25 protein-coding genes and 1 tRNA gene are annotated in these 25229 nt (G+C 69.6%); 9 read left to right on the top strand and 17 right to left on the bottom strand.

The features are described from left to right. Nucleotides 1–208 precede the first annotated feature (208 nt). Together NFX31_RS12770 and NFX31_RS12765 are read right to left on the bottom strand one after the other, a co-directional pair. Nucleotides 209–1294, bottom strand: a complete 1086-nt coding sequence (locus tag NFX31_RS12770; protein WP_262955888.1) for a fatty acid desaturase family protein — start codon at nucleotides 1292–1294, stop codon at nucleotides 209–211. A 32-nt stretch (nucleotides 1295–1326) separates the two neighbouring features. Beyond that, nucleotides 1327–1845, bottom strand: a complete 519-nt coding sequence (locus tag NFX31_RS12765) for a hypothetical protein (RefSeq protein ID WP_262955887.1) — start codon at nucleotides 1843–1845, stop codon at nucleotides 1327–1329. Nucleotides 1846–1938: 93 nt separating this feature from the next. Here NFX31_RS12765 and NFX31_RS12760 point away from each other — a divergent pair, with 93 nt between their 5' ends. Both NFX31_RS12760 and NFX31_RS12755 read left to right on the top strand, forming a co-directional pair. Next, complete coding sequence (locus tag NFX31_RS12760) at nucleotides 1939–2562, top strand: isochorismatase family protein (protein ID WP_262955886.1); 624 nt, start codon at nucleotides 1939–1941, stop codon at nucleotides 2560–2562. Further along, nucleotides 2559–3104 carry a DUF1697 domain-containing protein gene (locus NFX31_RS12755; RefSeq protein ID WP_091479314.1) on the top strand — a complete coding sequence of 182 codons (546 nt, stop codon included), beginning with the start codon at nucleotides 2559–2561 and terminating at the stop codon, nucleotides 3102–3104. Before NFX31_RS12760 ends, NFX31_RS12755 begins: the two co-directional genes overlap by 4 nt. Nucleotides 3105–3135: 31 nt before the next feature. Here NFX31_RS12755 and NFX31_RS12750 read toward each other — a convergent pair whose 3' ends face one another. Then, nucleotides 3136–3357, bottom strand: a complete 222-nt coding sequence (locus NFX31_RS12750; protein WP_091479311.1) for a hypothetical protein — start codon at nucleotides 3355–3357, stop codon at nucleotides 3136–3138. Nucleotides 3358–3382: 25 nt separating this feature from the next. Here NFX31_RS12750 and NFX31_RS12745 point away from each other — a divergent pair, with 25 nt between their 5' ends. Further along, nucleotides 3383–3901 carry a CGNR zinc finger domain-containing protein gene (locus NFX31_RS12745; protein WP_262955885.1) on the top strand — a complete coding sequence of 173 codons (519 nt, stop codon included), beginning with the start codon at nucleotides 3383–3385 and terminating at the stop codon, nucleotides 3899–3901. 19 nt (nucleotides 3902–3920) lie between these two features. Here the strand turns inward: NFX31_RS12745 and NFX31_RS12740 are convergent, their stop codons facing one another. Together NFX31_RS12740 and NFX31_RS12735 are read right to left on the bottom strand one after the other, a co-directional pair. Next, entirely contained in the window at nucleotides 3921–5333 is a 1413-nt protein-coding gene (locus NFX31_RS12740; RefSeq protein ID WP_262955884.1) for an APC family permease, read from the bottom strand. 15 nt (nucleotides 5334–5348) lie between these two features. Next, the gene (locus NFX31_RS12735) at nucleotides 5349–7070 is read right to left on the bottom strand and encodes an amidohydrolase (RefSeq protein WP_262955883.1); all 1722 of its coding nucleotides are present in this window, start codon (nucleotides 7068–7070) and stop codon (nucleotides 5349–5351) included. Between the two features lie 142 nt (nucleotides 7071–7212). On the opposite strand from NFX31_RS12735, the gene NFX31_RS12730 reads away from it, so the two are divergent. Then, nucleotides 7213–7833 (top strand): TetR/AcrR family transcriptional regulator, encoded by a 621-nt coding sequence (locus NFX31_RS12730; protein ID WP_045250672.1) that lies wholly within the window; start codon nucleotides 7213–7215, stop codon nucleotides 7831–7833. Next, nucleotides 7830–8231, top strand: coding sequence for an arsenate reductase ArsC (locus NFX31_RS12725; RefSeq protein ID WP_045250671.1), 402 nt, complete (start codon nucleotides 7830–7832; stop codon nucleotides 8229–8231). The genes NFX31_RS12730 and NFX31_RS12725 overlap by 4 nt, the downstream gene beginning before the upstream one ends. 35 nt (nucleotides 8232–8266) lie before the next feature. Here NFX31_RS12725 and NFX31_RS12720 read toward each other — a convergent pair whose 3' ends face one another. The 3 genes from NFX31_RS12720 to NFX31_RS12710 are packed head-to-tail and all read right to left on the bottom strand — an operon-like array spanning nucleotide 8267 to nucleotide 12182. Next, on the bottom strand, nucleotides 8267–9514 hold the full coding sequence (locus NFX31_RS12720) for an MFS transporter (RefSeq protein WP_262955882.1): 1248 nt from the start codon (nucleotides 9512–9514) through the stop codon (nucleotides 8267–8269). Next, the gene (locus NFX31_RS12715) at nucleotides 9511–10950 is read right to left on the bottom strand and encodes an amidase (RefSeq protein WP_262955881.1); all 1440 of its coding nucleotides are present in this window, start codon (nucleotides 10948–10950) and stop codon (nucleotides 9511–9513) included. The genes NFX31_RS12720 and NFX31_RS12715 overlap by 4 nt, the downstream gene beginning before the upstream one ends. After that, a complete protein-coding gene (locus tag NFX31_RS12710) occupies nucleotides 10947–12182 on the bottom strand; it encodes an alpha/beta hydrolase (protein WP_262955880.1) in 1236 nt (411 codons plus the stop codon). Before NFX31_RS12710 ends, NFX31_RS12715 begins: the two co-directional genes overlap by 4 nt. Before the next feature lie 67 nt (nucleotides 12183–12249). Here NFX31_RS12710 and NFX31_RS12705 point away from each other — a divergent pair, with 67 nt between their 5' ends. Continuing rightward, on the top strand, nucleotides 12250–12924 hold the full coding sequence (locus tag NFX31_RS12705) for a TetR/AcrR family transcriptional regulator (protein ID WP_262955879.1): 675 nt from the start codon (nucleotides 12250–12252) through the stop codon (nucleotides 12922–12924). A 101-nt stretch (nucleotides 12925–13025) separates the two neighbouring features. Here the strand turns inward: NFX31_RS12705 and NFX31_RS12700 are convergent. Further along, nucleotides 13026–13098, bottom strand: a tRNA-Lys gene (locus NFX31_RS12700). Nucleotides 13099–13161: 63 nt separating this feature from the next. On the opposite strand from NFX31_RS12700, the gene NFX31_RS12695 reads away from it, so the two are divergent. The 3 genes from NFX31_RS12695 (at nucleotide 13162) to NFX31_RS12685 (ending at nucleotide 15740) form a co-directional block, all read left to right on the top strand. Next, a complete protein-coding gene (locus NFX31_RS12695; RefSeq protein WP_091479286.1) occupies nucleotides 13162–13791 on the top strand; it encodes a DNA-directed RNA polymerase subunit beta in 630 nt (209 codons plus the stop codon). Nucleotides 13792–14066: 275 nt separating this feature from the next. Continuing rightward, nucleotides 14067–14957 carry an aminodeoxychorismate lyase gene (locus NFX31_RS12690; RefSeq protein ID WP_262955878.1) on the top strand — a complete coding sequence of 297 codons (891 nt, stop codon included), beginning with the start codon at nucleotides 14067–14069 and terminating at the stop codon, nucleotides 14955–14957. A gap of 51 nt (nucleotides 14958–15008) precedes the next feature. Then, nucleotides 15009–15740: a flavodoxin family protein gene (locus tag NFX31_RS12685; RefSeq protein WP_262955877.1), complete on the top strand. Its 732-nt coding sequence runs from the start codon at nucleotides 15009–15011 to the stop codon at nucleotides 15738–15740. Nucleotides 15741–15764: 24 nt separating this feature from the next. Here the strand turns inward: NFX31_RS12685 and pstS are convergent, their stop codons facing one another. The 8 genes from pstS to NFX31_RS12645 all read right to left on the bottom strand — a co-directional run bounded on the left by pstS (nucleotide 15765) and on the right by NFX31_RS12645 (nucleotide 25211). Continuing rightward, a complete protein-coding gene (gene pstS, locus NFX31_RS12680) occupies nucleotides 15765–16874 on the bottom strand; it encodes a phosphate ABC transporter substrate-binding protein PstS (RefSeq protein WP_262955876.1) in 1110 nt (369 codons plus the stop codon). Nucleotides 16875–16968: 94 nt separating this feature from the next. Further along, a complete protein-coding gene (pstB, locus tag NFX31_RS12675) occupies nucleotides 16969–17748 on the bottom strand; it encodes a phosphate ABC transporter ATP-binding protein PstB (protein WP_045250667.1) in 780 nt (259 codons plus the stop codon). 18 nt (nucleotides 17749–17766) lie between these two features. Further along, a complete protein-coding gene (gene pstA / locus NFX31_RS12670) occupies nucleotides 17767–18864 on the bottom strand; it encodes a phosphate ABC transporter permease PstA (RefSeq protein WP_045250666.1) in 1098 nt (365 codons plus the stop codon). Further along, a complete protein-coding gene (gene pstC / locus NFX31_RS12665) occupies nucleotides 18861–19871 on the bottom strand; it encodes a phosphate ABC transporter permease subunit PstC (protein WP_045250665.1) in 1011 nt (336 codons plus the stop codon). Before pstC ends, pstA begins: the two co-directional genes overlap by 4 nt. Nucleotides 19872–20038: 167 nt before the next feature. After that, nucleotides 20039–21166, bottom strand: coding sequence for a phosphate ABC transporter substrate-binding protein PstS (locus NFX31_RS12660; RefSeq protein ID WP_045250664.1), 1128 nt, complete (start codon nucleotides 21164–21166; stop codon nucleotides 20039–20041). A gap of 128 nt (nucleotides 21167–21294) precedes the next feature. After that, nucleotides 21295–22302 carry an NUDIX hydrolase gene (locus NFX31_RS12655; protein WP_082072310.1) on the bottom strand — a complete coding sequence of 336 codons (1008 nt, stop codon included), beginning with the start codon at nucleotides 22300–22302 and terminating at the stop codon, nucleotides 21295–21297. Beyond that, nucleotides 22299–24464 carry an RNA degradosome polyphosphate kinase gene (locus NFX31_RS12650; RefSeq protein WP_091479271.1) on the bottom strand — a complete coding sequence of 722 codons (2166 nt, stop codon included), beginning with the start codon at nucleotides 24462–24464 and terminating at the stop codon, nucleotides 22299–22301. Before NFX31_RS12650 ends, NFX31_RS12655 begins: the two co-directional genes overlap by 4 nt. A gap of 54 nt (nucleotides 24465–24518) precedes the next feature. Next, entirely contained in the window at nucleotides 24519–25211 is a 693-nt protein-coding gene (locus tag NFX31_RS12645; RefSeq protein ID WP_091479268.1) for a winged helix-turn-helix transcriptional regulator, read from the bottom strand. Nucleotides 25212–25229: the final 18 nt, after the last annotated feature.

Here is a 25229-nt window from a genome sequence, read left to right as displayed (position 1 = left end):
AGGGAACCGAACGATGGCCTCTCGTCCTTCGGGGCGGCCCCTCGGGGTGGGGACAGGAACCCCGCCCAGGCCGGCTTTCGCAGCAGCGGGGCGAGAGTTCCCGTCAACCAGAGCCGCTCAACCGAACATAACCCCCGGTTTCCCAGTGCGGCCCTTAGTCGCACAGTACACGCGCACAGACGCAAGCGCAGGCGTATCGGCAGATTGGTCACACGTCCGCCGCTCCGAGGTGGTTGCGTTGTTCGATGAGAGGGCAGGTGAAGACGTCTCGTTCGCCGAGGCCGACGCGGTTGATGTAGCGGATCACGATCGCGTACGAGGTGAGCAGGTGGACCTGGGTGTAGGTCACGCCGTGTTCTCGGCAGTACTCGGCGACGATCGGGGCGGCTCGACGCAGGTGCGGGCGCGGCATCGAGGGGAACAGGTGATGCTCGATCTGGTAATTGAGCCCGCCCATCGCTATGTCGAGGAATCGGCTGCCCCGGATGTTCCGGCTCATCAACACCTGACGGCGCAGAAAGTCCAGGGTCATGTCCCGGGGCACGATCGGCATCCCCTTGTGGTTCGGTGCGAACGCGATGCCCATGTAGAAACCGAACAGGCCGAGTTGGACACCGAGGAAGACGAAGGCGATGCCCGGTGAGAGCACGATGAACACCAGCGTCACGTAGCCGATCATCCTGATGGCGAGGAAGGCGATCTCGACCCAGCGCCGCTCGAGTCGCCCGCGCGCGAAGACCCGGCGCACGCTCGACGCATGCAGAGAGAGCCCCTCGAGGAGCAGCAGCGGAAAGAACAACACGCCCTGGTGTGCGCGGAGCCAGTTGATCGGTGGCCTGTGGGGCTTTTCTGCCGTTTCCGCGGAGACGGCGATGACGGGAAGCTCGATGTCGGGGTCGGATCCCAGCTTGTTCGGGTTCGCGTGATGGCGTGTGTGCTTGTGCTGCCACCATCCGTAGCTCATGCCGACGAGCAGATCGCCGAGAACGATGCTGATCCAGTCGTTCCACCGCCCCGAGACGAAGATCTGCCGGTGCGCCGCGTCGTGCCCGAGGAAGGCGATCTGCGTGAACACGATCGCCAGCACCGCCGCGGTGAAAAGCTGCCACCAACTGTCACCGATCCAGACGAAGGCGACGAGGCAGCCGGCGACCGAGACGGGTGCGACGGCCAGTTTCGTCCAGTAGTACCCGTAACGGCGACGCAGCAGACCGCGCGTCCTGATCTCCTGCGCCAGTCCGGTGAACGCGCTCGTCGCGCGTTCTGCATTGCCCCGGGGGGCGGGTGCGGACATCAACCATGATGACCTCTTCGTCGGTGTCGTCCCTACGCGCGGACGGCACCGCCTTCTTCAAACCAGTCCTCGATGCGCGACTCGTCGTCCAAGACCTCGGCAGCCGGACGACGGGTGAAGGTCACCGACTCGGCCAGCGCCGCGACCTCGGCCGCACGCGCCTGCTCACGATCGGAGGCGTCCTGGAAACGACCGGCGACGAGTTCGCGCTCGGCCTGCAGGGAGGCACTGATCTCCGCCAGGAGCTCGGCGATGACGCTCCCGAGTCCATCACGGAGCTCTTCGAGGTTGGTGTTCGCGATCTCCAGGCGACGGTCCGCGACGTGCAGCTCGACGGTCGAGTATCCCTTCGCGGACAGGCGGGCACGTGTCTCATTGCCCTGGATCGCGGCGACCTCGTCGCGATCCGTCTTGCGGGTGAACACCGCTTCCACGGTGTAGCGGTCCGGAGCGTCGTTCGTCATCAGCGTCGCGGGGAGCGACCCGATCAGAACCGATCTCAGACCCAGCAGTTCGGAGCTCAGCCCCGCGTTCTTCACTTGTGCGTTCATAACCGGACGTTACGCCCCGCGCCTGTGTGCGCTCACAGGTTGGTGCTTCCTCGTCGGGCGGTCGAACTCTGCACGTCGGCGTACGCTCGGAGCATGTCCAGAGCTCTTCTCATCGTCGACGTGCAGAACGACTTCACCGAGGGTGGCGCTCTCGCCGTCTCGGGAGGGGATGCTGTCGCTCGCGGCGTCAGCGCCTTCCTGCGCGATCATGCCGCCGACTACGACGTCATCGTGGCGTCGCGTGACTGGCACGACGGCACGGGGGACAACGGCGGGCATTTCGCGGCCGAGCCCGACTTCGTGGACACCTGGCCGGTGCACTGCGTAGGCGGCACCGAGGGTGCCGCCTACGATCCGCTGCTCGAGACCGCCGCCGTCACGCACCACGTGTTCAAGGGACAGGGGCGTCCCGCCTACTCGATGTTCGAGGGCGTGACCGAGGACGGGCAGACCGCTGCCGCGATCCTCTCCGCCCACGGCGTCGTCGCCGCCGACGTGGTCGGCATCGCCACGGATCACTGCGTCCGCGCGTCGGCGCTGGATGCGATCGCGCACGGCGTGCACGTGCGGATCCTCACCGATCTCGTCGCCGGCGTGGGGGCCGACTCCAGCGCGGCGGCGCTCGCCGAGCTCGCGCACGCGGGTGCCGAGCTCGTCGGCGAGGGCGCGGCGCCCGGTGCAGGCGGTACCGCGCCGGACGGGGACGGTGCCGCATGAGCGCAGAGCGCTGCGTGCTGCTGCTGCGCGCCGTCAACGTCGGCGGCAACAACCGGGTGCCGATGGCGGAGCTGCGGACGGCCCTGACCGGGCGCGAGGGATTCGGCGAGGTCTCCACCTACATCGCCAGCGGCAACGTGATCTGCGACGCCCCGGCGGATCCGAAGGCCGCCTGCGCGCAGGTGCGCGCCCTGATCCACGACACGTTCGGGGTGGACACTCCGGTGATCCTGCGCACGCATGCGGACCTCGCGCGGGTGCTCGCCGACAACCCCTTCCCCGACGCGGCGCAGGAAAAGATGCTGCACGCGATGTTCCTCGAGGGGGAGCCGTTGCCGACAGCGATCGAGGCGCTCACTCCGCGCCTGCAGCCGGGGGAGCGGATCGCGCTGCGCGGGGTGGATCTCTGGATCGATTACGGCGCAGGTGGGGTGCAATCGACGAAGCTGACCCGGCCGGTGCTGGACCGTGCGCTCGGCGTCGCCGGCACGGCGCGCAACCTGCTCACCGTGCGGAAGCTCGCCGACCTCACGGCGGGCTGAGGATCCAGGCGCGAAGGCCCGCGACTGGGCCTCAGTGGCGCTCCACAGTGCGGCTCACGGCCTCCGGCGCCGCATGGCCCGGAGCGCGCACATCGACGCGATGGGCGTCGCAGGACACGCACCGCACGTACCGAAGCACCCCCTCGGAGGTGGCGTGGCGGGAGACGGTGATCCACGCGTGCTCGTGCCGGACTCCGGCGGGGCGCGGCTGATCGGCGCGGGCGGTGAGGGGTACGGGGGCTGTGGTGGTCATGGCTCCACGATGATGTAATGTTCTTGTGCATCTCAACCCTTACGGAGAGTACGCGGTGCTGATGGCGGCGTCGCTCGCCAACGATTGGCCGGCGGACCGCGCGGGCATCGAGCAGCGGACCCGCGACTTCGGCATGACGATGACGCTCCCCGTGGATCCGCGCGATCACGCACGCACCAGGGAGGTCCTGGACGACTGGCTGCGCATCGTGGACGCGCGGACGGCGACGGAGCGCGCGGCGCTGCTGAACGTGCAGATGGCATCTGCGGCCGCCTATCCCCGTCTGACCGACCACGACGGCGAGGGATGGCATCTGCACTACCGGGACGAGGACGACACGCTCCCGCACGTGCTGCGCGCGGTGATCGCGGTCGGGACCTCGTTGCACCTCGTCACCCGGGGGATGGGCCGGCTGGGACGCTGCGCGGCCGCGCCGTGCACGAACGTGGTCGCCGACGTGACGCGCAACGGACGCCAGCGCTACTGCTCCGTGCGGTGCGCGAACCGCGACGCGGTGCGCCGACACCGGGCGCGGCGGTCGTAGCCGCGCCCGGGGTGCGCTCCTAGTCGTGCATCCCGACGTTGATCGGTCCGGTCAGGTCGGGCGGAGCGGCACGGAACCCGCGGGTCTTGACGATCAGGTAGACGACCCCGATCGCGGTCCACGCGCCGCCGATGATCATCGAGATCCCGTCGAGGCTGAGCCAGAGGCCCACGTTGATCGCGACGCCGATCGCGGGCACGACGACGAACCCGATCCAGGATCCGATCGTGCGCGTGGTGATGAAGCGGAAGAACACGAAGATCACGGACAGGTTCACGAATGTGAACGCGATGAACGCGCCGAAGTTGATCATCGACGACGCCTGCGCGAGGTCCACGAACAGGGCTGTCAGGGCGATCGCGGCGACGATGAGCACGTTCGCGACGGGCACGCCGGTGCGCGGGTTCACTCGTCCGAACAGCCGCTTCGGCAGAGCCCCGTCCCGGCCCATCGCGTAGAGCAGCCGTGCGGCGCTCATCTGCTGGGTGATGCCGCAGCCGAGGACGGCCATCATGTAGCCGCCGACGAAGATCGCCTGGAAGGCGGCGCCGCCGATGTACCTGGCGATCTCGGGCGAGGCGCCCACGATGTTCTCCAGCTTCGCGACATCGGGGAACAGCGTCTGCATCACATAGGTCACGGTGAGGAAGAACGCCCCGGCCGCGGCGACGATGACGAAGATCGCTCGCGGGATGTCGCGCGTCGGTCGCTCGGCCTCCTCCGCCAGGGTGGAGACCGCGTCGAACCCGAGGAACGACAGTGCGAGGATCGCGGCGCCGCCGGCGAGGGCGGTCACCGGCAGGTCGCCCGCGGAGAACGGGCGGACGCTGAACGCCGCATCGTTCGCGCCGTGGGCGATGTTCGCCACCGCGAGCACGACGAAGAGCACGGCGACGACGAGCTGGATCCCGACGAGGATGATGTTCATGCTCGCCGCCAGCCGCACCCCGACCAGGTTGAGCGCGGTGCAGATCCCGACCGTGAGCAGCACCCACACCCAGAACGGAACACCGGGGAAGATCGCGCCCATGTAGATGCCGGAGAGGATCGCGTTGATCATCGGCAGCAGCAGGTAGTCGAGCGTCGCCGCCCAGCCGACGAGGAACCCGACGGAGGGATGGATGCTCTCCTTGGCGTAGGTGTACGCGGATCCGGCGATCGGGAAGAACCGCACCATGCGCGAGTAGCTGAACGCGGTGAACAGCACGGCGACGAGCACGACCAGGTAGGCGAGCGGCACGTGCCCGTCGGTCTGATCGGCGACGATCCCGAACATGTCGAACACGGCGAGCGGCGCCATGTACGCGAGTCCGATGAACACGAGGTGGCGCAGCTTCAGCGCGCGCTTGAGGGGTCCGGACTCGTGAGCCACGGCATGGGCGAGCCGGTCGTCGCCGGTGGCGACCGCAGAGTGGGATGGCAGCGTCGACATCGTGGGGTTCCGTCCTCAGTCGCCGTGGGAGTGGCAGTGGTGGTCGGCGGACGGCTCGCTGCACTGCTGGCCTGACCCGCCGGGATCCTGGAAGCGCGTCGCAGCCGCCGTGCCGCCGAGCTCGCCCCGATGGTCGTGCACGGCGGTTCCGCCCACGACGGTGAGGTCGGCATGCTGCGCGAGGATCTCCGCGGGCTCCATGGTGTACAGGTCTCCCGACCAGACGACGAGGTCGGCGAGGTAGCCGGGACGCAGCATGCCCAGGGTGTTCTCGTTGTGGAACGCGCCCGCGCCGCCCTTGGTGTAGGCCTCGAGCGCGCGATCGAGGTCGAGGCGCTCATCCGGCGTCCACGCGTCGCCGCCGTCGAGGCGGGCGCGCGTCATGGCGCTGTAGATCCCGACGAGCGGATCCATCTCGCCGACCTGCCAGTCGCTGGAGAAGGTGACTTTGGCGCCCGATTCGATCATCGAGCGGAAGCGCCAGGCGCGGTCCCAGCGGGCTTCGCCGACGTTCTCCATCCAGGTGCCTGCGACGAGGTCGGGCGAGGCGTGCCGAGGCTGCATCGCGGCGACCACGCCGAGCTCGCGGAAGCGCGGGAGGTCCTGCGGCGCGAGGCATTCGACGTGCACGATGCCGTGGCGGGCGTCGCGCGCGCCGTTCGTGCGCCGGGCGGCCTCGATCGCGTCGAGCGTCAGCCGGATGCCCCCGTCGCCGGTCGCGTGCGTATGCACCTGGTAGCCCAGGCGGTCCAGCTCGACGAACAGCTTCGTGAACTCGGTCGGCGCGAGGCTCGTGTGCCCCCGGTGGCCGGGGCGGTTCGCGTAGTCCTCGAGCATCGCGGCGGTGTGCGGCTCGATCACGTCGTCGGCGTAAAGCTTGACGGGGCCCAGTCGGAAGCGCTCATGCTGCGGCGTCTCACGGATGGCCTCGGTGATGCGGGCGCGGAAGTCGCCGTCGGCGCCGACCGGATGATAGATCGCCGCGATCGTGCGCGCGGTCAGCCGGCCCTCACGCTCGGCGCGCGCGAACAGAGGCAGCTCCGCCAGGGGCACCTGCGGCTCCACGACCGTCGTGATGCCGAAGCGGCGCGCCATCTCGAGGCTGTTCACGATCTTGCGATAGCGGCGGTCGGGGGAGTACATCGGGATGTCGCGCTGGAGCTCGGCGAGCCCGTCGACGGTCATGGCGCTGGTGTAGAAGTCGAAGACCCAGCCGGTCGGCTCACCGGTGGTGCGGTCGATCTCGGGGTTCCCCCAGGCGATGTCGCCGCCGTTCAGGATCCCGAGCCGCGCGAGCGCAGGCCGGTTCAGCCAGACCGAGTGCTGATCGTAGGTCGTGATGAACACGGGGCGGTCGGTCACGCCGGCCAGATCGTCGGCGTTCGGGCGGCGGTTCTCGACCACCGAGTAGAGCGCGTTCTCGGCGCAGATCCACTCGAGCTCGGGGTGGGCCTCGGCGAAGGCAGCGATGCGGGAGCGGACCACGTCGAGGCTCTGCACCTGGTCGAGGCTGACGGCGAGGTCGTCGTACCCGAGCAGCAGATGGTTGTGCGTGTCGGCGACCCCGGGCGTGACCAGGCGGCCTTCGAGCTGCACGGTCTGACGGGCGGCCGGCGCCTCCGCGGCCGGGCCGACGTAGGTGATGCGGTCACCGGTGACGCCGACGGCCTCGGCCCAGGGCTGCTCGGGATCGAAGGTGCGGACGCGTCCGCCGGTGTAGAGGGTGTCGACTGCCATGTCGGTGCTCCAGCGTCTCGGGTGAGCGCGTCTCGGGGCTGCGCTCACAGTTCTTTGACTCAAGAGTAAATTAATTGACTCAAATGTCAAGAAACTCGTCTGAGCGGATCCGCTCCTCGGACGGGCCTGAGATACTGGCTTCATGGCACGCCCCAGCACGCAGGAGCAGCGACGCCGCGAGGTGGTCGACGCGGCGCTCGAGGCTGCAGCCGAGCACGGGCTGCGCAATCTCTCGCTCACGGACGTCGCGAATCAAGCGGGAGTGACGCGCGGAGCGCTGCTGTACTACTACGAGGATCTCGACGCGATCCTCGTCGAGGCGCACGCCGCGGGTATGCGCCGGGTCGGCGAAGAGCGCGAAGCCCTGGTGGCGCAGGCGGAGCGGCCCGCAGAGCAGCTGGCGATCGCGATCCGGGCGGGGCTTCCCTCCGGACCGGACGACGCGCTCATGCGACTGCTCTACGAGTTCGACGTGCTCGCGGGCAAGTCGCCGCTGCACGATGAGCTCGTGCAGCGGCTCTACGGCGAGCAGCTCGCGCTCTACCGGCGGATCCTGGAGGCCGGGGCGGCGACCGGCGACTTCTCCCTGGCCGGACCCGTCGACGACATCGCCATGAACTTCGTCGCACTGGAGGACGCCTACGGGCTGCACATCGTCGCCGGCGGCAGCATCTCGGTCGCCGACGCCGAGCGCGCGATCGCCCTCTTCGCCCGGCAGGCGGGCGCACCGCTTCCCACCCCGACCACAGGAGTCCCCGCATGAACGATCGACCGCTCATCCTCTTCGTGTGCGTGCACAACGCGGGCCGCTCGCAGATGGCCGCAGGATTCGCCCGCGCGCTCGGTGGCGACAGGGTCGAGGTGCGCTCCGGCGGCTCGGAGCCCGGCGAGAGCATCAATCCGGCGGCGGTCGCGGTGATGACGGAGAAGGGGATCGACATCTCCGAGGCCGTGCCGCAGCTGCTGCGCACCGAGGACGTGCGCGAGGCCGACGCCGTGATCACGATGGGCTGCGGCGACGCCTGCCCGATCTTCCCCGGCAAGCGCTACGAGGACTGGGAGCTGGCGGATCCGGCCGGCCGGGATCCGGAGTTCGTCCGCGGCGTGCGCGACGACATCGAGTCCCGCGTGCGGGAGCTGCTGCGCAGCCTGGGTGTCTGAGCAGACGCACTCATCGGTGACCGCCGAGGCTGCCGTCAGCTCGTCGCATCTCGCGCGTGCGACGATGCCGTCGACGACACGTCCGAGCTCGGCTCACGAAGGGCCCATGGCCATACCGATGCGACCGTGAGGGATGCCGCGCACAGCAGGAGGAACAGCCGGTAGTTTCCTGTCGCGTCATGCGTTGCCGCCCCGATGAGTGTGCTGACGCCTCCTCCGAGAGCGACGGCGACCATGCCTATGCTCAGCGCCCGCCCCGCCACGGCGGTCGGCAGGTAGCGTGACACGACATATGCGAGCATCGCCGTCTCCGTCCCTGTCGCGACGCCGAGGCCAGTGGTGACGACGACGTCCCACGGTCCAGGGGGCAGCAGCGCCAGAGCGAGCAGAGCGACGACGGGTACTACCAGCATGAGACTCGCGAGCGGGCGGGTGGGGAGTCGGTCGAGCAGCAGGCCGGCCGCCAGATTGCCGACGAGGAGACCGACGCCGAGGAGACTCTGCCCGATCACTGCCTCCGCGGCGGTGTGCGCCCGCTCCTGGAGGAGAGGCACGAGGTGACCCTGCATGCCGCTGTACCCCAGGGCGGCGAAGAATCCCCATCCGAGGATCGCCGACAGGGCGCGGGTGCGGAACAGTGTGCTCCAGCCTGCGGGGCGGTCGGCGTCGGCCGTTCGAGGGGCTCCGCGCGCAGACCGGATGAGCAGGAGGGCCGGCAGTGCCGCGAGGACCGCGGTCTGCGCCCCGAGCACGGCGAAAGCGCCCCTCCAGCCGACGGCGCCGATGAGCGCACCGGCGACCAGCGGGTTGGCGATGGCGCCGAGGCAAGCGCCGGCGAACAGCATCCCTAGTGCCGCGCCGCGTCGCTTCGAGAACGCGGCGCCGACTGCTTTGGCCAGCGGGACCGCGCTCGCTCCGAAGCTCGCTGCATAGGTCACGAGAAACAGGATCGAGAACCCGATCCGGCCGACCGGAACGAGACCGAGGGCGAGCAGGGAGACCACCTCGACGACGAGTGCCGAGATCACCAGCGTGCGCAGGTTCAGGCGGTCGGCGGCCCACCCGGTCAAGGGGATGAGCACCGGCGCGAGCAGCGTCGCGATCGTGAGCACGCTGTAGGTCTCCGTGCGTGACCAGCCGAACTCCTGCTCGATCGCTGCGGAGAACACGCCGAAGGTCTGCACGAGGAAGCCGACCGCGCTGAAGGCGAGGATCAGCGAAGCCCCGGCGAGGAGCTTCCCTTCGCTGCCGATCCGGGCGACAGGGGACGGCTGCGTCGTCACGCCGCGCCTCCTCTCGACGGTGCACCGGACCAGATCGGCGGCGTCCGCTGCTTCCACGGGTTCACGGCCTCCAGCTGGGCGCACAAGCGCAGCAGCTCGCCCTCGCCGGCCGCGCGTCCCACCAGCTGCACGCCGATCGGGAGATCGCGGTCGCCCTGGGTGGCGGGTACTGCGGCCGCCGGATGCCCGGTCACGTTCAGGAGCGGGGTGAAGGCAGAGTAGTCGCGCAGCACGCGGAGCGAGTACTCGGCGGCGGTTTCGTCGGTGGCGGAGGGGTCGAAGTCGCCGATCCGCGGTGCGGCGGTGACGGCGACGGGTGTGAGCCAGACATCGAAGGACGCGAAGTAGTCGTCCACGGCGCGGGACGCGGCGCGGAAGACCTGATCGGCGTCGAGCAGGTCTCCCACGGTCACCGTCTCGCCGTGTCGTCGATAGCGCATGGTCATGAGCTCCAGCTCCTCCGGTTCGGCGGGCCGCCCGCGCATTCGTTCCATCCGGCCGATCGACCATGGCACTGCGTGCGTCCACGCGCGCAGGAACGCGTCGAAGAAGCCGGACCAGGCAATACCGGGCGACGCCTCGGTGACCTCGTGGCCGAGCCCGGCGAGCAGAGCCGCGGTGCGTCGGACGGCATCAGCGCATTCCGGGCTCGCTGTCGCGAAACCCGCAAGAGCGGTGGTGAAGCCGATGCGCAGGGGATTCGGTTCGAGATCGACTTCTGCTGCGTACGGACGTGACGGCGACGAGATCAGATACCTGGCTCCCCGATGGGCCCCTTGCGTGGCGTCGAGGAAGGCGGCGGAGTCGCGTACGGTGCGCGTCGTGACGTGGTTGACCGAGAGGTTGAAGAAGTGGTTCGCCTCGAATGGCGTCCGGCCGCGGCTCGGCTTCAATCCGAAGACGCCGGTGCAGTGCGCCGGTGTGCGGATCGATCCGCCTCCGTCTCCACTTGTGGCGACCGGCACGATGCCAGCGGCGACGGCCGCGGACGCGCCGCCGCTGGAACCTCCCGAGGATCGAGAGGAATCCCAGGGGTTGCGAGTCGCGCCGTGCAGGCGCGACTCGGTCACCGCATACAGCCCGAACTCGGGCGCCGTCGTCGCGCCGACGAACGCCACGCCGGTCGCCCTGATGCGGGCGTTGAACACATCGTCGGCGGGAACTGTCCGTCCGGCGAGCAGCCGCGAACCCGCTCCGAGCGGGCCGCCCGCGCGTCCGTGACCTGACTTGCTGAGCAGGGGAACGCCGGAGAAGGGGCCGCCAGCCGTCCAGGGGGCACGCTCGTCGATCGCGCCCACGAGGGCGTTGAGCAGGGGGTTGACGGCGTCGGCCGCGGCTGCGGCACACGCCGCGAGCTCGGCGGGACTGACGTCGCCCTTCCTCACGAGCATCGCGAGGCCTGTCGCGTCGTGGCGCACGTATTCGTCGAGTCTCATCGACGGGCCCGCCCTTCCGCGCTCGACGAGACGGCGGGACGCAATGTCGCGTCCAGGAAGTCGAGCGTCGTGTCCGCGACCAGGTCCAGCATCCGTTCCGCGTCGATCGTTCCCAGATCGAGCAGACGCCGGACGGGGCCCTCTCCGAACTCGACGAGATCGGTGAAGGCGTGATGCCGTGCATCGGGGACGAAGACGCGTTGCACCGCGGCCCGGGATTCCCGTGCCTCGTAGTGGAGATCCGTGATGACCCGGCCGGAGCGGAGGCGGGATCCGGAGGATGACATCACCAGCATCGGAACGCGAGCGTCGCGCAGGCGCAGCAGCTCTCCCTGTTGCAGCCCGTCGAGATTCACTGCGGCCGAGATCCGCGGGTCGACCTGGGCCACGTTCGCGCTCGTCGACCCTCCGAACGACATGCCGACCAGCGCGACGCGCGACCAGTCGGCGGGGTCGAGCGCTGCGCACGTTGCGGCATCGACGCGCCGTACGCGCTGCGCGGCCGAGAGGAGCGCGTCGAGGACGGCGGACAGATGGCGTGCCCACCGAGCGTTCTCGGCGGCGAGAGCGTCGATCGTGGCGGCTCGTGCCAGGGCGGCGTCCTCTGCGGTTGTCGTCCGTGCCGTCACCAGATCGAGGAACGTACGCAGGAACTCCGGAGTGGTGAGGCGCCGCCGCTCCTTCGCCGTCATCACCCGCTCTGACCCGTCGGGTGCGGCGATCGCGGCGGCGGCGCCCGGATACGCGACCGAGACGACGAGGTATCCTGCGGACGCCAGATGCTCGCACAGGTGCGTGTTCTGACCGACGAATCCTGTGAACCCGTGCGAGAACAGGACGACGGGCGCACTCGTCGTCGCCGGCACCGCATCGCGACGAGAGGCAGTGCGCCGGGCGCCGAGCGCGCGCGTCCCCGGAGCGGTGAGCAGAGGACTCAGCCCGCGCACCATCGTCCGCTGCTCTTCACGGTCGCCGAAGTATGCGCGCGCCTCTCCGCCGGTTCCCGCAACGGCTGGATACCAGATCCGGACGGCTCCGTCCGCGGCGGTCGGTCCGAGATCCGAGATCACGGCGTCCCGCACGCCCACCGGATGCGGACCGGCCGGGCGGCGCCACGTCGGCGGCACCGCCGCGCGCAGACTCAGTCGGATCAGCACCCGGCGGGCGAGCGCGATGGCCGCGCCTCGGGTCATCAGTGCCGCGAGAAGAGGCTTCTTCGCCCAGTCCGTCATGACGCACTCCTTTTCGATCAGGTGATCGGAATTATATTCCGATCATGCGATCTGTAAAGTGGGGGAGGTGACATCCGAACAGTCTGCGGCGTCCCGGGGGCGACCGCGCAAGCTCACGGCCGTCGCGGTCGTCGACGCCGCAGTCGCGCTCATCATGGAGGACGGCTTCGCCTCGCTCTCGACGCGCTCGCTCGCTCAGCGCCTCGGCGTGCGCTCCTCCACGCTCTACTCGTACTTCGCGTCGGTCGAGGAGATCGCCGATGCGGCCGTCTCGCGGATGCTTGACGGCATCCGCGTCCCGGACCTCGCCCAATCCTCTGACCCGGTCGAGGCTCTGGTCGGGTTCTTCGTCGAGCTGCGAGGCCTCCTCATCGCCCATCCCGAGGCCGTTCCTGCACGCCTCGACTCGCGCCCCTGGGCGCAGATGGTCGGCATGGTGAATGCACTGCTCCGGCAGTTCATGGAACAAGGACTGCCCGTCGGACGCGCGGCCGCCTGCTACGAGGCCCTGATCGGCGTCACGATGGCCAGTGCTGCGACTGCCCGGCGCGCGCAGCAGGCGTCGATCGCCGAAGTGGAACTGCTCCTGACCGACCTCGACCCGGCCGACACCGACACGGTGCGGCGTCTGCGAGCCTGGGCGAGCGAACCCGAGGACGTGCGATTCCGGACCACCATCGCGGAGCTCGTGCACTGGATGCTTCCCGCGCTCCAAGAGGGGCACCGCGCCGATCCCGCGTGAGCGGCACGTTCCGGGGCTGTCGCAGGCCTGTGCGGAAGCCGTGCCGGTCCGACGCGGGTGTGAAAGGGCTCGGCCATCGGATGGCCGAGCCCCGTTCGCGGTGGGCCCCGTGGGGCTCGAACCCACGACCCGCGGATTAAAAGTCCGATGCTCTGCCAACTGAGCTAGAGGCCCGTGGATCCAGTCTAGGGTCCCCGTCTGTGGGTGTTGCGCGGGCACCGCGCGTACCCTGGGTCGGTGCCCGCTCCCTTCCATCGCCCCGTCCGCCTCTCGCCGGAGACGTTCGACAATCTGCTCGGATCCCACGATCCGGCCGAGCAGACGCGGATGGCGCACGCCACGGCCTCGGCGCTCCTGGCCCGCGTGCGCGCGGACGACAGCGGCGTGAGCGCGGAGCGGCTGGTGGCCTACGCCACCGAGCACGGCATCGACGAGGTCGCGGAGCTGTGGGCGAAGAGTCCTGCGGTGTCGCTCCCGGGCGCGCTGTGGCGGCTCTATCTGCTGCAGGTGTCGATCCACGCGGATCCCTCGCTCGCGGCGCTGCTGCACGAGCGCGGACGCGTCGAGCTGCCGTCCGTCGACGCCCTCGTCGCCGGCGCGCCGGTGCCGGCCGGGCCGGAGGAGCTCGTCGCCCTCATCGACACGATCCTCCGCGGCGCCTTCTCCGGCGACTTCGCGATCGCGCTCGAGCGCGCCGCGGCGTTCTGCCGCGTGCAGGCGTCGGGATCGACTCACATCGCCGACGACTACGACCCGACCGAGCCCGATCGGGCGAGCGATCTCACCACCCGGGCGTCGCGCCTGAGCGCCTTCGCCCACGACCTGACCGCCTCGGCGGCGGCCTGGCGCGACGGCTCCTTGACCTGAGCGCATTCGGCGGACGCTTCCGGAACGGACCGACACCGGATCCGGATACGAAGAAGCCGGGCCGCAAGAACGCCTCTCGGCGGAAGGCCGCTCGCAGCGGCGAAAAATGGAGCCCGGGGTTATGCGGCCCGGCCGATACAGTGTAACGCGTCGGCCGCGGGGGTATTCCCGGAGCCCGGATCCGCGAGGGCGACCCGGCTGAGCTCGGGCGTGTCGGCGGGCGCACCGTCCCGGGGCGAGAACGAAGGGGACGACGCACGTCCTAAGCTCGTCCTATGGCCGCCGCCCGCTTCGCTCTGCTGATCACGCCCGCCGAGTCCACCGACGAGGAGCGCGCCGACTTCAGCGACAGCTTCCGCCGCATCGACCCGGGCGCTCCCGCGCTCAGCGTGGGCGAGCTGAGCACGCAGCGCGGCGACGGCATCTTCGAGTCGATCGGCGTCGTCGACGGGCACGCCCAGGAGGTCGAGGCGCACGTGCAGCGCCTCGCGCACTCCGCCGCCCTCTGCGAACTGCCCGAGCCGCACCGCGAGCAGTGGCGCCAGGCGGTCGCGATCGCGGCCGCGGAGTGCGGTCCGGGGGAGTGGGTCATCAAGCTGATCCTGAGCCGGGGCGTCGACCACGGACCGGCTCCGACGGCATGGGTCACCGCCGCCCCCGCAGGCGACTTCGCCGCCGCGCGCGCCGACGGCATCCGGGTCGTCACCCTCGACCGCGGCTACGACAGCGGCGCTGCGGAGCGCTCGCCGTGGCTGCTCCTGGGGGCGAAGACGCTCTCCTACGCGGTCAACATGGCGGCGCTGCGTGAGGCGCACCGCCGCGGAGCCGACGATGCCATCTTCGTCACGACCGACGGCGTCGTGCTGGAGGCGCCCACGGCCTCACTCATCCTGCGCTTCGGCGACCGGTTCGTCACCCCGGCGCCGCACGGCGGCATCCTGCAGGGCACCACGCAGATCAGCCTCTTCGCGCACCTCGGGGAGCAGGGCTTCACGACGGAGTACGCCACGGTCCCGACCGCCGACCTCGCGGCCGCGGATCAGGCCTGGCTGGTGTCCAGCGTGCGCCTCGCGGCCCCCATCGCCGCGATCGACGACGCTCCGCTGGCGATCGACCACGCGTTCACCGACGGCCTGAACGCCTACCTGCTGTCCGCGCGGGACTGAAGATCCGCCACCCCCTGGCCGGCGGGGAAGGATGGTCGTAGTCTGCCCCCCATGGCAGAGCAACCGACCGCTCCGGCGGTCTATGACGACCTCCGCGCGGTGTTCGTGAACTGCACCCTGAAACGGAGCCCGGAGCTCAGCCACACCCAGGGGCTGATGGACCGCAGCATCGCCTTGATGCGGTCGCAGGGGGTGACCGTCGACGACGTCCGCTTCATCGACCACGACGTCGCGACGGGCGTCTACCCCGACATGCGTGAGCACGGCTGGGCGACCGACGCGTGGCCCGAGGAGATCTGGCCGCTCATCGACGCGGCCGACATCCTCGTGGTGGGCGGACCGCTGTGGCTCGGCGACAACGCCTCGATCACGCGCAAGCTCATCGAACGGCTCTACGCGATGAGCGGCCTGTTCAACGGCAGGGGCCAGTACGTGTACTACGGGAAGACCGGCGGGGCGATCATCACCGGCAACGAGGACGGTGTCAAGCACGCCGCGATGTCGATCCTCTACAGCCTCCAGCACATCGGGTTCACGATCCCTCCGGCCGCCGACGCGGGCTGGATCGGGGCGATCGGTCCGGGGCCGAGCTACCTGGATCCCGGATCCGGCGGCCCCGAGAACGACTTCACCAATCGCAACACCACGTTCATGACGTGGAACCTCCTGCACACCGCCCGTCGCCTCAAGGACGCCGGCGGGATCCCCGCCTACGGCAACCTTCGCCAGGCGTGGAACGACGGCGAGCGCTGGGGCTACGACGCCAACCCCGAATACCGCTGACGCGTCGAGCGCCTGCCGATGGCGTCAGCCGATCAGATCGATCGCGTTCTGGGCCTTGGTGCGCAGCTCGTCGGAGATCGGTGCGTTGCCGGCGACGGCAGCGGCGGCCTTCTGACCCTCCGCAGAGACGGCGAGGCTGAAGAGCGCCTTCACGAGGGCAGCGGTCTCCGGCTTCGCGTACCGGGTGCACCCGATGAGGTAGCCGATCAGCAGCACCGGATAGGCGCCGCGGGCGACGGTGCCCCGGTCGACGGTGGTCGCAAGATCGCCCGGACCGCGGCCCTGCTCGATCCTGGCCGCGTCCAGCGCCGCTCGCGCGCCGGACGCCGAGGGGCCCACCCAGTCCTTGCCGACGCTGATGTCGGCCGTCGAGAGCCCCTGTGCCGCCGAGGCGTCGAGGTACCCGATGCCGCCCTCGGTGCCCTGCACGGCGGCGGCGACACCGGCGGAGCCCTCCGCCGCGGTGCCGCTCGAGCCCGCAGGCCACGTCGACACGGAGCCCGGGGCCCAGAGGTCGGGCGCCGTCTGCGTCAGATAGTCCGTGAAGTTCGCGGTCGTGCCCGAAGCGTCGGAGCGGTGCACCGGCACGATCGCGCGGGACGGCAGCGCGGCCTTCGGATTGGTCGCGGCGATCGCGGGGTCGTCCCACCGGGTGATCGTGCCAGAGAAGATCCCGGCGAGGGTCTTCGGAGTGAGCCTCAGCGATGCGACGCCCTTGAGCGAGAAGACGATGGCGATGGGGGAGACGTAGGCGGGGACCTCGACCAGCTCCGCCCCCTCGGCGCACGCGGCGAAGCCTCCCGCGGCGATCTCCGCGGTCGTGAACGGCACGTCCGAGCCGGCGAAGGACGCGGCGCCGGCGCGGAACTGCTGACGGCCGAGGTCGGATCCCCGGGCGTCGAAGGTCACCCGCGCCTGCGGGGCCGCAGCGGCCAGGCGCTTCGTCCATGCGTCGACGGCCGCGCGCTGCGCCGTGGATCCGGCGCCGAGCAGCTCACCCGAGACGGGCGTCGGCGTCGGAGTGGGCGAGGCGGTCGCTCGCGGTGCTCCGTCGCCGGGCGCCGTGCAGCCGGTGAGCGCGGACGCGGCGACACCGATGATCGCGGCAATCGTCGCGATGCGGCTCTTCGTCACGATGGGTCTCCTCGGTCGTCGGCCAGGATAACGCAGCGTCCGACCGGCGAGAGCACGCGCCGTTCTCCCCGCGCCGTGCGCGGGGAGAACGAGCTCACCCGAAGCGGCCGGAGACGTAGTCCTCGGTGGCCTGCTCCTTGGGCGAGGTGAAGATGGTCGCCGTGTCGGAGAACTCGATGAGCTTGCCCGGCTTGCCGGTGCCCGCGATGTTGAAGAACGCGGTCTTGTCGCTCACGCGCGACGCCTGCTGCATGTTGTGCGTGACGATCACGATCGTGAACTCGTTCTTGAGCTCGGTGATGAGCTCCTCGATCGCGAACGTCGAGATGGGGTCGAGGGCCGAGCAGGGCTCGTCCATCAGCACGACCTGCGGGGACACGGCGATGGTGCGCGCGATGCACAGGCGCTGCTGCTGGCCGCCGGAGAGGCCCGCGCCCGGCTTGTCGAGGCGGTCCTTCACCTCGTTCCACAGGTTGGCGCCGCGCAGCGACTTCTCCACGAGGTCGTTCGCGTCGGAGGCCGAGATGCGCCGGTTGTTGAGGCGCACGCCCGCGAGCACGTTCTCCTTGATCGACATCGTCGGGAACGGGTTCGGCCGCTGGAACACCATGCCGACCTGGCGCCGCACGAGCACGGGGTCGACTCCGGGCGCGTACAGGTTCTCGCCGTCGATGTAGACGCTTCCCTTGACCGTCGCGCCGGGGATCACCTCGTGCATGCGGTTGAGGGTGCGCAGGAACGTCGACTTGCCGCATCCCGAGGGGCCGATGAAGGCGGTCACGGTGCGGGGCTCGATGTTCATTGACACGTCTTCGACGGCGAGGAAGTCGCCGTAGTAGACGTTCAGATCGTTGACTTCGATGCTCTTGGACACGCTGCGTGCCTTCCTGAGTTAGCGGCTCTTCGGCGCGAATGCCTTCGCGACGACCCGAGCGATGAGGTTGAAGATGACGACGACGATGACCAGCAGCAGGGCGGCGCCCCATGCCTGCGCCTGCGAGGCCTCGATGTCCTTGCCGGGGAACGCCCACGCCGTGTAGGCCATGACCGGCAGAGTCTGCATGGGGCCGCTGAACGGATCGGCGTTGAAGTTGTCGGTGAAGCTCGCGGCGATGAAGATGGGGGCGGTCTCGCCGACCACACGGGCGACGGCGAGCACGACGCCCGTCACGATGCCGCTGGCCGCCGTGCGGAGCACCACCTTGATGATCGTGGTCGCGCGCGGCACTCCGAGGGCGAGGGACGCCTCGCGGAGCTCGTTCGGGACCAGCCGGATCATCTCCTCCGTGGAACGGATGACGATGGGGATCATCAGCACGCACAGCGCGATCGAGGCGGAGAAGCCGCTGAACGCCTTCGGGCCGACGATGAGCGCGAACAGCGAGAAGGCGAACAGACCGGCGACGATCGAAGGGATGCCGGTCATCACGTCCACCAGGAACGTGACCACCCGGCGCATCGGGTTGCTCGGCTGCGCGTACTCCGTGAGGTAGACGGCGGCCAGGATCCCGATCGGCACCGAGATCACGGCGGCGATCCCGGTGATGATCAGCGTTCCGACCACCGCCTGCAGCGCGCCGGGCGTGTTGGTGACCGCGAGGGTGTTCGGGTCGAACACGCTGCCGCCGACCTTGGTCACGAAGTCCCAGGTCAGCACCTTCAGACCCTGGGCCACCACGGTCCAGAGCGTGGAGATCAGGGGGGCGACCGCGAGGATGAACGCGCACACGACGAGGCCGCGCACCACACGGTCCACGGCCTTGCGCCGGCCTTCCACGATCCCGGAGCCGATGCTGACGGCGATGAGGTAGAACACCGCGGTGAGCACGAGCCAGACGGCGGGATTGAACAGCTGGAGCACCAGCAGCACGGCCGCGACGACGACGGCGGTGCCGACGGCGAGCACCGGCTCGATCCACCGGGGCAGCTGACCGCTGGTCAGGGTCAGCGAGGACGAGGAGGTCGCCGGAGGCGAGGTGACGGCGGTCATGCGCGCTTTCCGATCTTCGGTGCCTTGCGTGAGCGGGTCGCGGACCGGCCGATGATACCGCGGGCGAGCATGTTGACCGCCAGAGAGACCACGAACAGCATGAGGCCGGTGCCGATCAGGGCGGAGCGCTGCAGGTCGGTGGCGATCGGGAAGTTGTTGGCGATGTTGCCCGCGATCGTCTGCGAGTTGTAGCCGTCGGTCAGCACGGCGAAGGAGAACAGGATCGAGGGCGAGATGATCAGCGCGATCGCCATCGTCTCACCGAGCGCCCGGCCGAGGCCGAGGAGGATCGCGGAGATCATGCCGCTGCGGGCGTACGGGAACACGGCCAGCCGGATCATCTCCCAGCGCGTGGCGCCCAGGGCGAGGGCGGCCTCCTCGTTCAGCCGCGGCGTCTGCAGGAAGATCTCGCGCGTCAGCGCGGTGACGATCGGGAGGATCATCACCGCGAGCACCACGCCGCCGGCGAGCATGGTCGATCCCGTGCTCGACACAGGGCCGCGGAACAGCGGGATCCATCCCAGGTACTGGTTGAGGAACTCTGCCAGCGGGGTGAGGAACGGACGCATCACGATGACGCCCCAGAGGCCGAACACGATCGAGGGCACGGCGGCGAGCAGATCGACGACGTAGGCGAGGGGCCCTGCGAGCCGGCGCGGCGCGTAGTGCGAGATGAACAGGGCGATGCCGATGGCGACGGGGGCGCCGAGCACGAGCGCGATGAGCGACGACCACAGGCTGCCCCAGAGCAGCGGGCCGACGTAGTTCCAGAAGCTGCCCCAGTTCTTGTTCTGGTAGCCCGCGAGGTCGTGGTTCGTGTCCCAGTTCGCGGTGATCGCGGGCAGGCCCTTGAGGATCAGGAAGATCGCGACGCCGGCGAGGATCACCATGATCGACGCGGCGGCCGTCGTGGACAGTCCCAGGAAGAAGGAGTCTCCGGCGCGGCGCTTTCCGACGAGGTTCTCGGAGGCGGTGGTCACGTCGCCCTTCTGCGCGACGTCAGCCACGGTCCCACTCTTGATCTCGCATGTGCAACGTCTTTCTTTGTGCCCCTGCCTGTGGGCAGGAGAGGTATCGGGCCAGCACGGGGAACTCGGCAGAGCCTCCGACGGAGTCGGCTGCCCTGCCCAGTCCGGATCGGCTCGGGGAGCCGATCCGGACTGGCCGAAGGATGTTACTTGATGGTCGCGAGCGACTCCTGGGCCGCCTTCAGGACGGACTCCGGGAGCGGCGCCGCACCGGCGTTCTTCACGGCGACCTGCTGGCCGAGCGTGCTGTCGATGAAGCCGATGTACGACTTCACGAGCTTGGCCTGCTCGGGGGTCTTGAAGGTGGTGCAGGCGATCGCGTAGGAGACCAGCGGGATCGGGTAGGTCTCGGCGGTCAGCTTCGAGTAGTCGAACTTCTTCGACAGGTCGCCCTTGATGCCGTTGGAGGCGTCGACCGCGGCGACCTCGAACGTCTTCGAGACGGCGTCGGCGCTGAACGGAACGGCCTTGCCGTCCTGCAGGATCGCGACGCTGGGGAGCTTGCCGATCGCGGAGTGGTCCGCGTAGCCGATCGTGCCGGAGCCGGCCTCGATGGCCTGGACGACGCCCGAGCCGCCCTTCTGCTTGGACACGTCGCCCTCGACCGGCCAGTCCTTGCCCGCGGGGAAGGTCCAGACGCTCTTCTGGGTGGCGGCGAGGTAGTTGGTGAAGTTCGCCGTGGTGCCGGAGCCGTCCGAGCGCGCGACCGTGGTGATCTTGCCGGCGGGGAGCGCCTTGCCGTTGTCCTTGGTGATGGCCGGGTCGGACCAGTCGGTGATCTGCAGCGCGAAGATCTTCGCGATCGTCTCACCGCTGAGCTTGAGGTCGGTCACGCCGGGGATGTTGAACGCGATCGCGACGCCGTCGAGGTAGACGGGGATGTTGATGCCGCCCTCGGTGCACAGCGCCTTCGACGCCGTGGTCTGGTCCGCGTTCAGCGGCGAGTCGGATCCGGCGAAGTCGTACGCGCCGCTGAGGAAGTTGGTGACGCCACCGCCCGAGCCCTGCGACTTGTCGTAGTTGATGGTGACGCCCTTGGCCTGGGCGTTGTATGCGGCGGTCCACGCGGCCTGGGCGTTCGCCTGCGCGCTGGAGCCGCCCGAGGTGATCGTGCCGGTCAGCGAGGCGTCGACCTTGGAGGTGACGCCGGTCGAGGTCGGAGCGGCCGAGGAGGATTCGGTGCTCGTGCTGCTGGGCGTGGAGGAGCAGCCCGCGAGCGCGATGGCGGCGAGCACGCCGGCTGCGCCGATCGTGGTGATGCGGTTGAGCTTCACTGTGTAAGTCCTTCGCTGTGTCGAGTACGCCCCGGTGCAGGGCCACGCCAGACGATATGCGGCGTCTGTTACGCGATCAAAGATCGAAGGTAAACGGAGGGTGAACGGCGATCTGCGCCCCGGTCCGCTCAGATCTTGGGCAGGTGCGTCTCGATGGAGATGATCCCCGACCCCGGATTCGTCGCGCTGAGGTGCACGACGCTGAACGCGCCGACCTCGAGCGCGGAGGCGCTGCCGAGGTAGGAGCCGTGCATGGTGCCCGTGGCGAGGGCGATCTCGCGCAGGATGTCGGGCAGCACGGGCCCGTGACTGCACAGCACGGCGGGCCTGCCGGAGCGCACCCGCTTGCCGATCACCGTGCGCGGATCCGAGCGCCCTTCCTCCCAGGCGTCCTGGCTGAGGAGCTCCGTCCTGCGGATCTTCTGGCTGAGCGCCTTCGACAGCGGCATCACCGTCTCGATGCAGCGCCGGGCGTCGCTGGAGACGATGCGCTGCACGCCGAAGGCTCGCAGCGGCCCCACGATCGCCTTCGACTGGGCGTGCCCGCGCGGGGTGAGCGGCCGCGACGCGTCGGTGCCGAGCCATACGCCGCGGCTCGCCGCCTTCGCGTGCCGCAGCACGACGATCGGGAAGGTGCGCAGGGCCCCGTCATCGACCAGTTTGGCGAACGCGTCCAGGATCTCGACGTCGACCGGGTAGCTGAGGCGGGCCCGGGCCTTCTTCAGGCTCACCCACTCGAGGGCCGCGATCTCGCGGTTCGGCACGAACACGGATGCGCGCACGGCCTCGTCGGTGGCCTCCGCGGCCCAGTAGTGCACGACCTTCTGCTTGCGGTTCGCCATCGTGTAGCGGGAGACGCCGACCGGAGCGCCCAGCGAGACGCGGATGCCGGTCTCCTCGAAGATCTCGCGCACGGCCGTCTCCGCGAGCATCTCGCCCGGATCCACCTTGCCCTTGGGCAGCGTCACATCGCGGTACTTGGTGCGGTGGATCAGCAGGATCCGCAGCTTGTCCTCGACGACGCGCCAGACCAGCCCGCCGGCGGCGTACACGGCACGGTCGGGGCGGTCGGCGACGACCGTGATCCCCGTGGTGTCCGCGGTGGCGGTGGAAGGTCCGGAGGGGCTGGGGGTCATCGCACCGCCCGTGCCCTGCGACGCTTCTGGATCTGCGACATGGTCCTATCCTGCAGGTCCACGAGCGGAGCGCCAACCTCGGAGAACGCGTGCCTGGTCCATTCGCCGTCGTTGCCGAGGTGCCACGACGCGGTCTCGGGGGAGAGCGCGAGGTCGAAGAAGCCGACGAGCTCCTCGACGTGGGCGGGGTCGGTGACGCGGACGAGCGCCTCGACGCGGCGGTCGAGGTTGCGGTGCATCATGTCGGCGCTGCCGATGTACACCTGCGGGTCGCCCTCGTTGTGGAACGCGAAGATCCGCGAGTGCTCGAGGTAGCGCCCGAGGATCGAGCGCACGGTGATGTTGTCGGTGACGCCGGGCAGGTCGGTGCGCAGGCTGCAGATGCCGCGCACCCAGACGTCGACCGGCACGCCGGCGGCGCTCGCCCGGTACAGGGCGTCGATGATCTGCTCGTCGACCATCGAGTTGACCTTGATGCGGATGTGGGCCGGCTTGCCGTCGAGCGCGTTCTGGCGCTCCTTCTCGATGAGCCGGAGCAGCCCCTTGCGCAGGTGCAGCGGGGCGACGAGGAGGCGCTTGAACTTCTTCTCGATCGCGTAGCCGCTGAGCTCGTTGAAGAGACGGGTGAGGTCCTTGCCGACCTGCGGGTCGGCCGTGAACAGGCCGAAGTCCTCGTAGATCCGGCTGGTCTTCGGGTTGTAGTTGCCCGTGCCGATGTGGCTGTAGCTGCGCAGCACCCCGTCCTCCTCGCGGATGACGTTGACCAGCTTGCAGTGCGTCTTGAGGCCGACGAGGCCGTACACGACGTGCACGCCGGCCTTCTCGAGCTTGCGTGCCCAGACGATGTTGTTCGCCTCGTCGAAGCGGGCCTTGACCTCCACGAGGGCGAGCACCTGCTTGCCGGCCTCGGCGGCGTCGATCAGAGCCTGCACGATCGGGCTGTCGCCCGAGGTGCGGTACAGCGTCTGCTTGATCGCCAGCACGTGCGGATCCCGCGCGGCCTGCTCGAGGAACGCGACGACGCTCGTCGTGAACGACTCGTACGGGTGGTGCACGAGCACGTCGGCCTTGCGGATCGCCTTGAAGATGTCGATGCGCTCGTTCGCGCCCGGCTTGAACGCGAGCGCCGTCGTGGGCACGTGCGGGGTGTAGCGCAGGTCGGGGCGGTCGATCCGGCCCAGCCCGAACAGGCCCCGCAGATCCAGCGGCCCGGGGAGCCGGTAGACCTCTTGATCCGTGATGTCGAGCTCGCTGATCAGCAGGTCGAGCGTCACGTCGTCCATGTCGTCGGTGATCTCGAGGCGGATCGGCGGACCGAAGCGCCGACGCAGCAGCTCGGCCTCGAGCGCCTGGATGAGGTTCTCCGACTCGTCCTCCTCGATCTCGACGTCCTCGTTCCGGGTGAGCCGGAAGGCGTGGTGGTCGAGCACCTCCATTCCCGGGAAGAGGTCGTCGAGATGGTTGGCGATGAGCTCCTCGAGCCGGATGAAGCGCAGCTGCCCGTCCTCGGAGGGCACCTCGACGAAGCGCGGGAGCATCGGCGGCACCTTGAGGCGGGCGAACTCCTGGCGGCCGGTGCGCGCGTTGCGGATCCGGATCGCGAGGTTCAGCGACAGGCCCGAGATGTAGGGGAACGGGTGGGCCGGGTCGACCGCGAGCGGCATCAGCACCGGGAAGACGTTGGCCTGGAAGTAGTCGGTCAGCTCGGCCTTGGCCTCGCCGTCCAGGTCGTCCCAGTCCACGATCGTGATGCCCTCGGCGGCCAGCGCGGGGCGGACCAGCCCCGTCCAGGCGGCGGCGTGGCGCAGCTGCAGCTTGTGCGCCTCGGCGGAGATGTCGGCGAGCACCTCGACCGGCGCGCGGCCCACGTTGGTCGGCACGGCCAGCCCGGTGACGATGCGGCGCTTGAGACCGGCGACGCGCACCATGAAGAACTCGTCGAGGTTGCTGGCGAAGATCGCGAGGAAGTTCGCGCGCTCGAGGACGGGCAGGGTCTCGTCCTCGGCGAGCTCGAGCACGCGCTGGTTGAACGCCAGCCAGCTCAGCTCGCGGTCCAGGTAGCGGTTCTCCGGGAGCAGGGAGTCGTCCGGCGCGACGAGCTCGTCGAAGTCGTCGTCCTCGGCGTCGCCGAGACCGGAATCTGCCAGTGCGGGATCGATCATGGGCCCATCATTGCAGGAGGATGTTGCCTGCAGGTGAACGGGTCCGGATCCGCTTCAGCGCGGGCCGGGGGAGACGGGCCGGGTGTCGTCCTCGTCGACCGCGAAGCGGTAGCCGACGTTGCGCACGGTGCCGATGATGTGCTCCTGATCGCCGAGCTTCGCGCGCAGCCGTCGCACGTGCACGTCGACCGTGCGGGTGCCGCCGAAGTAGTCGTAGCCCCACACCTCGCTGAGCAGCTGCTCGCGCGTGAAGACCCGGGACGGATGCGTCGCCAGGAAGTGCAGCAGCTGGAACTCCTTGTAGGTCAGATCCAGGGGAGTGCCGCGCAGCTTGGCGGAGTAGGACTGCTCGTCGATCGTCAGCCCGGAGGTCTGCACCCGCACCGGCTCGGCCGCCGGCGCCTCGCGCGACAGGGCGAGCCGGATCCGCGCGTCGATCTCGGCGGGACCGGCGCCGGTCAGCAGCACATCGTCGATGCGCCATTCGCCGTTCACGGCGGTCATGCCGCCCTCGGTGACGACCAGCAGCAGGGGGCCGCGCAGCCCGGTGGTGCGGATCAGGGTGCACAGCGACTTCGCCGCCACCAGATCGGTGCGCGCATCCACGATCACGGCGTCCGCGTCGGGCGCGGTGACCAGTTCGGCGGGCTGCGCCGGGATCACCCGGACGCGATGGCCGAGCAGCTCCAGGGCGGGCAGAACCGGCCCCTCGCCTCCCGGCGACGTCAGCACGAGCAGTTGCGCCACGCGGATCCTTTCCGCTTG

It is taken from the genome of Microbacterium azadirachtae (assembly GCF_025583665.1).
Taxonomy (GTDB): Bacteria; Actinomycetota; Actinomycetes; order Actinomycetales; family Microbacteriaceae; genus Microbacterium; species Microbacterium azadirachtae.
The sequence above is the reverse complement of the archived record's forward strand: the minus strand, read 5'-3'. Positions and strand labels throughout refer to the sequence as shown.

Excerpts from the sequence above, each read along its gene's own strand:
- NFX31_RS12770 (WP_262955888.1), bottom strand. The coding sequence starts at position 1,294 with ATGTCCGCACCCGCCCCCCGGGGCAATGCAGAACGCGCGACGAGCGCG.
- NFX31_RS12765 (WP_262955887.1), bottom strand. The coding sequence starts at position 1,845 with ATGAACGCACAAGTGAAGAACGCGGGGCTGAGCTCCGAACTGCTGGGT.
- NFX31_RS12760 (WP_262955886.1), top strand. The coding sequence starts at position 1,939 with ATGTCCAGAGCTCTTCTCATCGTCGACGTGCAGAACGACTTCACCGAG.
- NFX31_RS12755 (WP_091479314.1), top strand. The coding sequence starts at position 2,559 with ATGAGCGCAGAGCGCTGCGTGCTGCTGCTGCGCGCCGTCAACGTCGGC.
- NFX31_RS12750 (WP_091479311.1), bottom strand. The coding sequence starts at position 3,357 with ATGACCACCACAGCCCCCGTACCCCTCACCGCCCGCGCCGATCAGCCG.
- NFX31_RS12740 (WP_262955884.1), bottom strand. The coding sequence starts at position 5,333 with ATGTCGACGCTGCCATCCCACTCTGCGGTCGCCACCGGCGACGACCGG.
- NFX31_RS12735 (WP_262955883.1), bottom strand. The coding sequence starts at position 7,070 with ATGGCAGTCGACACCCTCTACACCGGCGGACGCGTCCGCACCTTCGAT.
- NFX31_RS12730 (WP_045250672.1), top strand. The coding sequence starts at position 7,213 with ATGGCACGCCCCAGCACGCAGGAGCAGCGACGCCGCGAGGTGGTCGAC.
- NFX31_RS12725 (WP_045250671.1), top strand. The coding sequence starts at position 7,830 with ATGAACGATCGACCGCTCATCCTCTTCGTGTGCGTGCACAACGCGGGC.
- NFX31_RS12715 (WP_262955881.1), bottom strand. The coding sequence starts at position 10,950 with ATGAGACTCGACGAATACGTGCGCCACGACGCGACAGGCCTCGCGATG.
- NFX31_RS12710 (WP_262955880.1), bottom strand. The coding sequence starts at position 12,182 with ATGACGGACTGGGCGAAGAAGCCTCTTCTCGCGGCACTGATGACCCGA.
- NFX31_RS12690 (WP_262955878.1), top strand. The coding sequence starts at position 14,067 with ATGGCCGCCGCCCGCTTCGCTCTGCTGATCACGCCCGCCGAGTCCACC.
- NFX31_RS12685 (WP_262955877.1), top strand. The coding sequence starts at position 15,009 with ATGGCAGAGCAACCGACCGCTCCGGCGGTCTATGACGACCTCCGCGCG.
- pstA (WP_045250666.1), bottom strand. The coding sequence starts at position 18,864 with ATGACCGCCGTCACCTCGCCTCCGGCGACCTCCTCGTCCTCGCTGACC.
- NFX31_RS12655 (WP_082072310.1), bottom strand. The coding sequence starts at position 22,302 with ATGACCCCCAGCCCCTCCGGACCTTCCACCGCCACCGCGGACACCACG.
- NFX31_RS12650 (WP_091479271.1), bottom strand. The coding sequence starts at position 24,464 with ATGATCGATCCCGCACTGGCAGATTCCGGTCTCGGCGACGCCGAGGAC.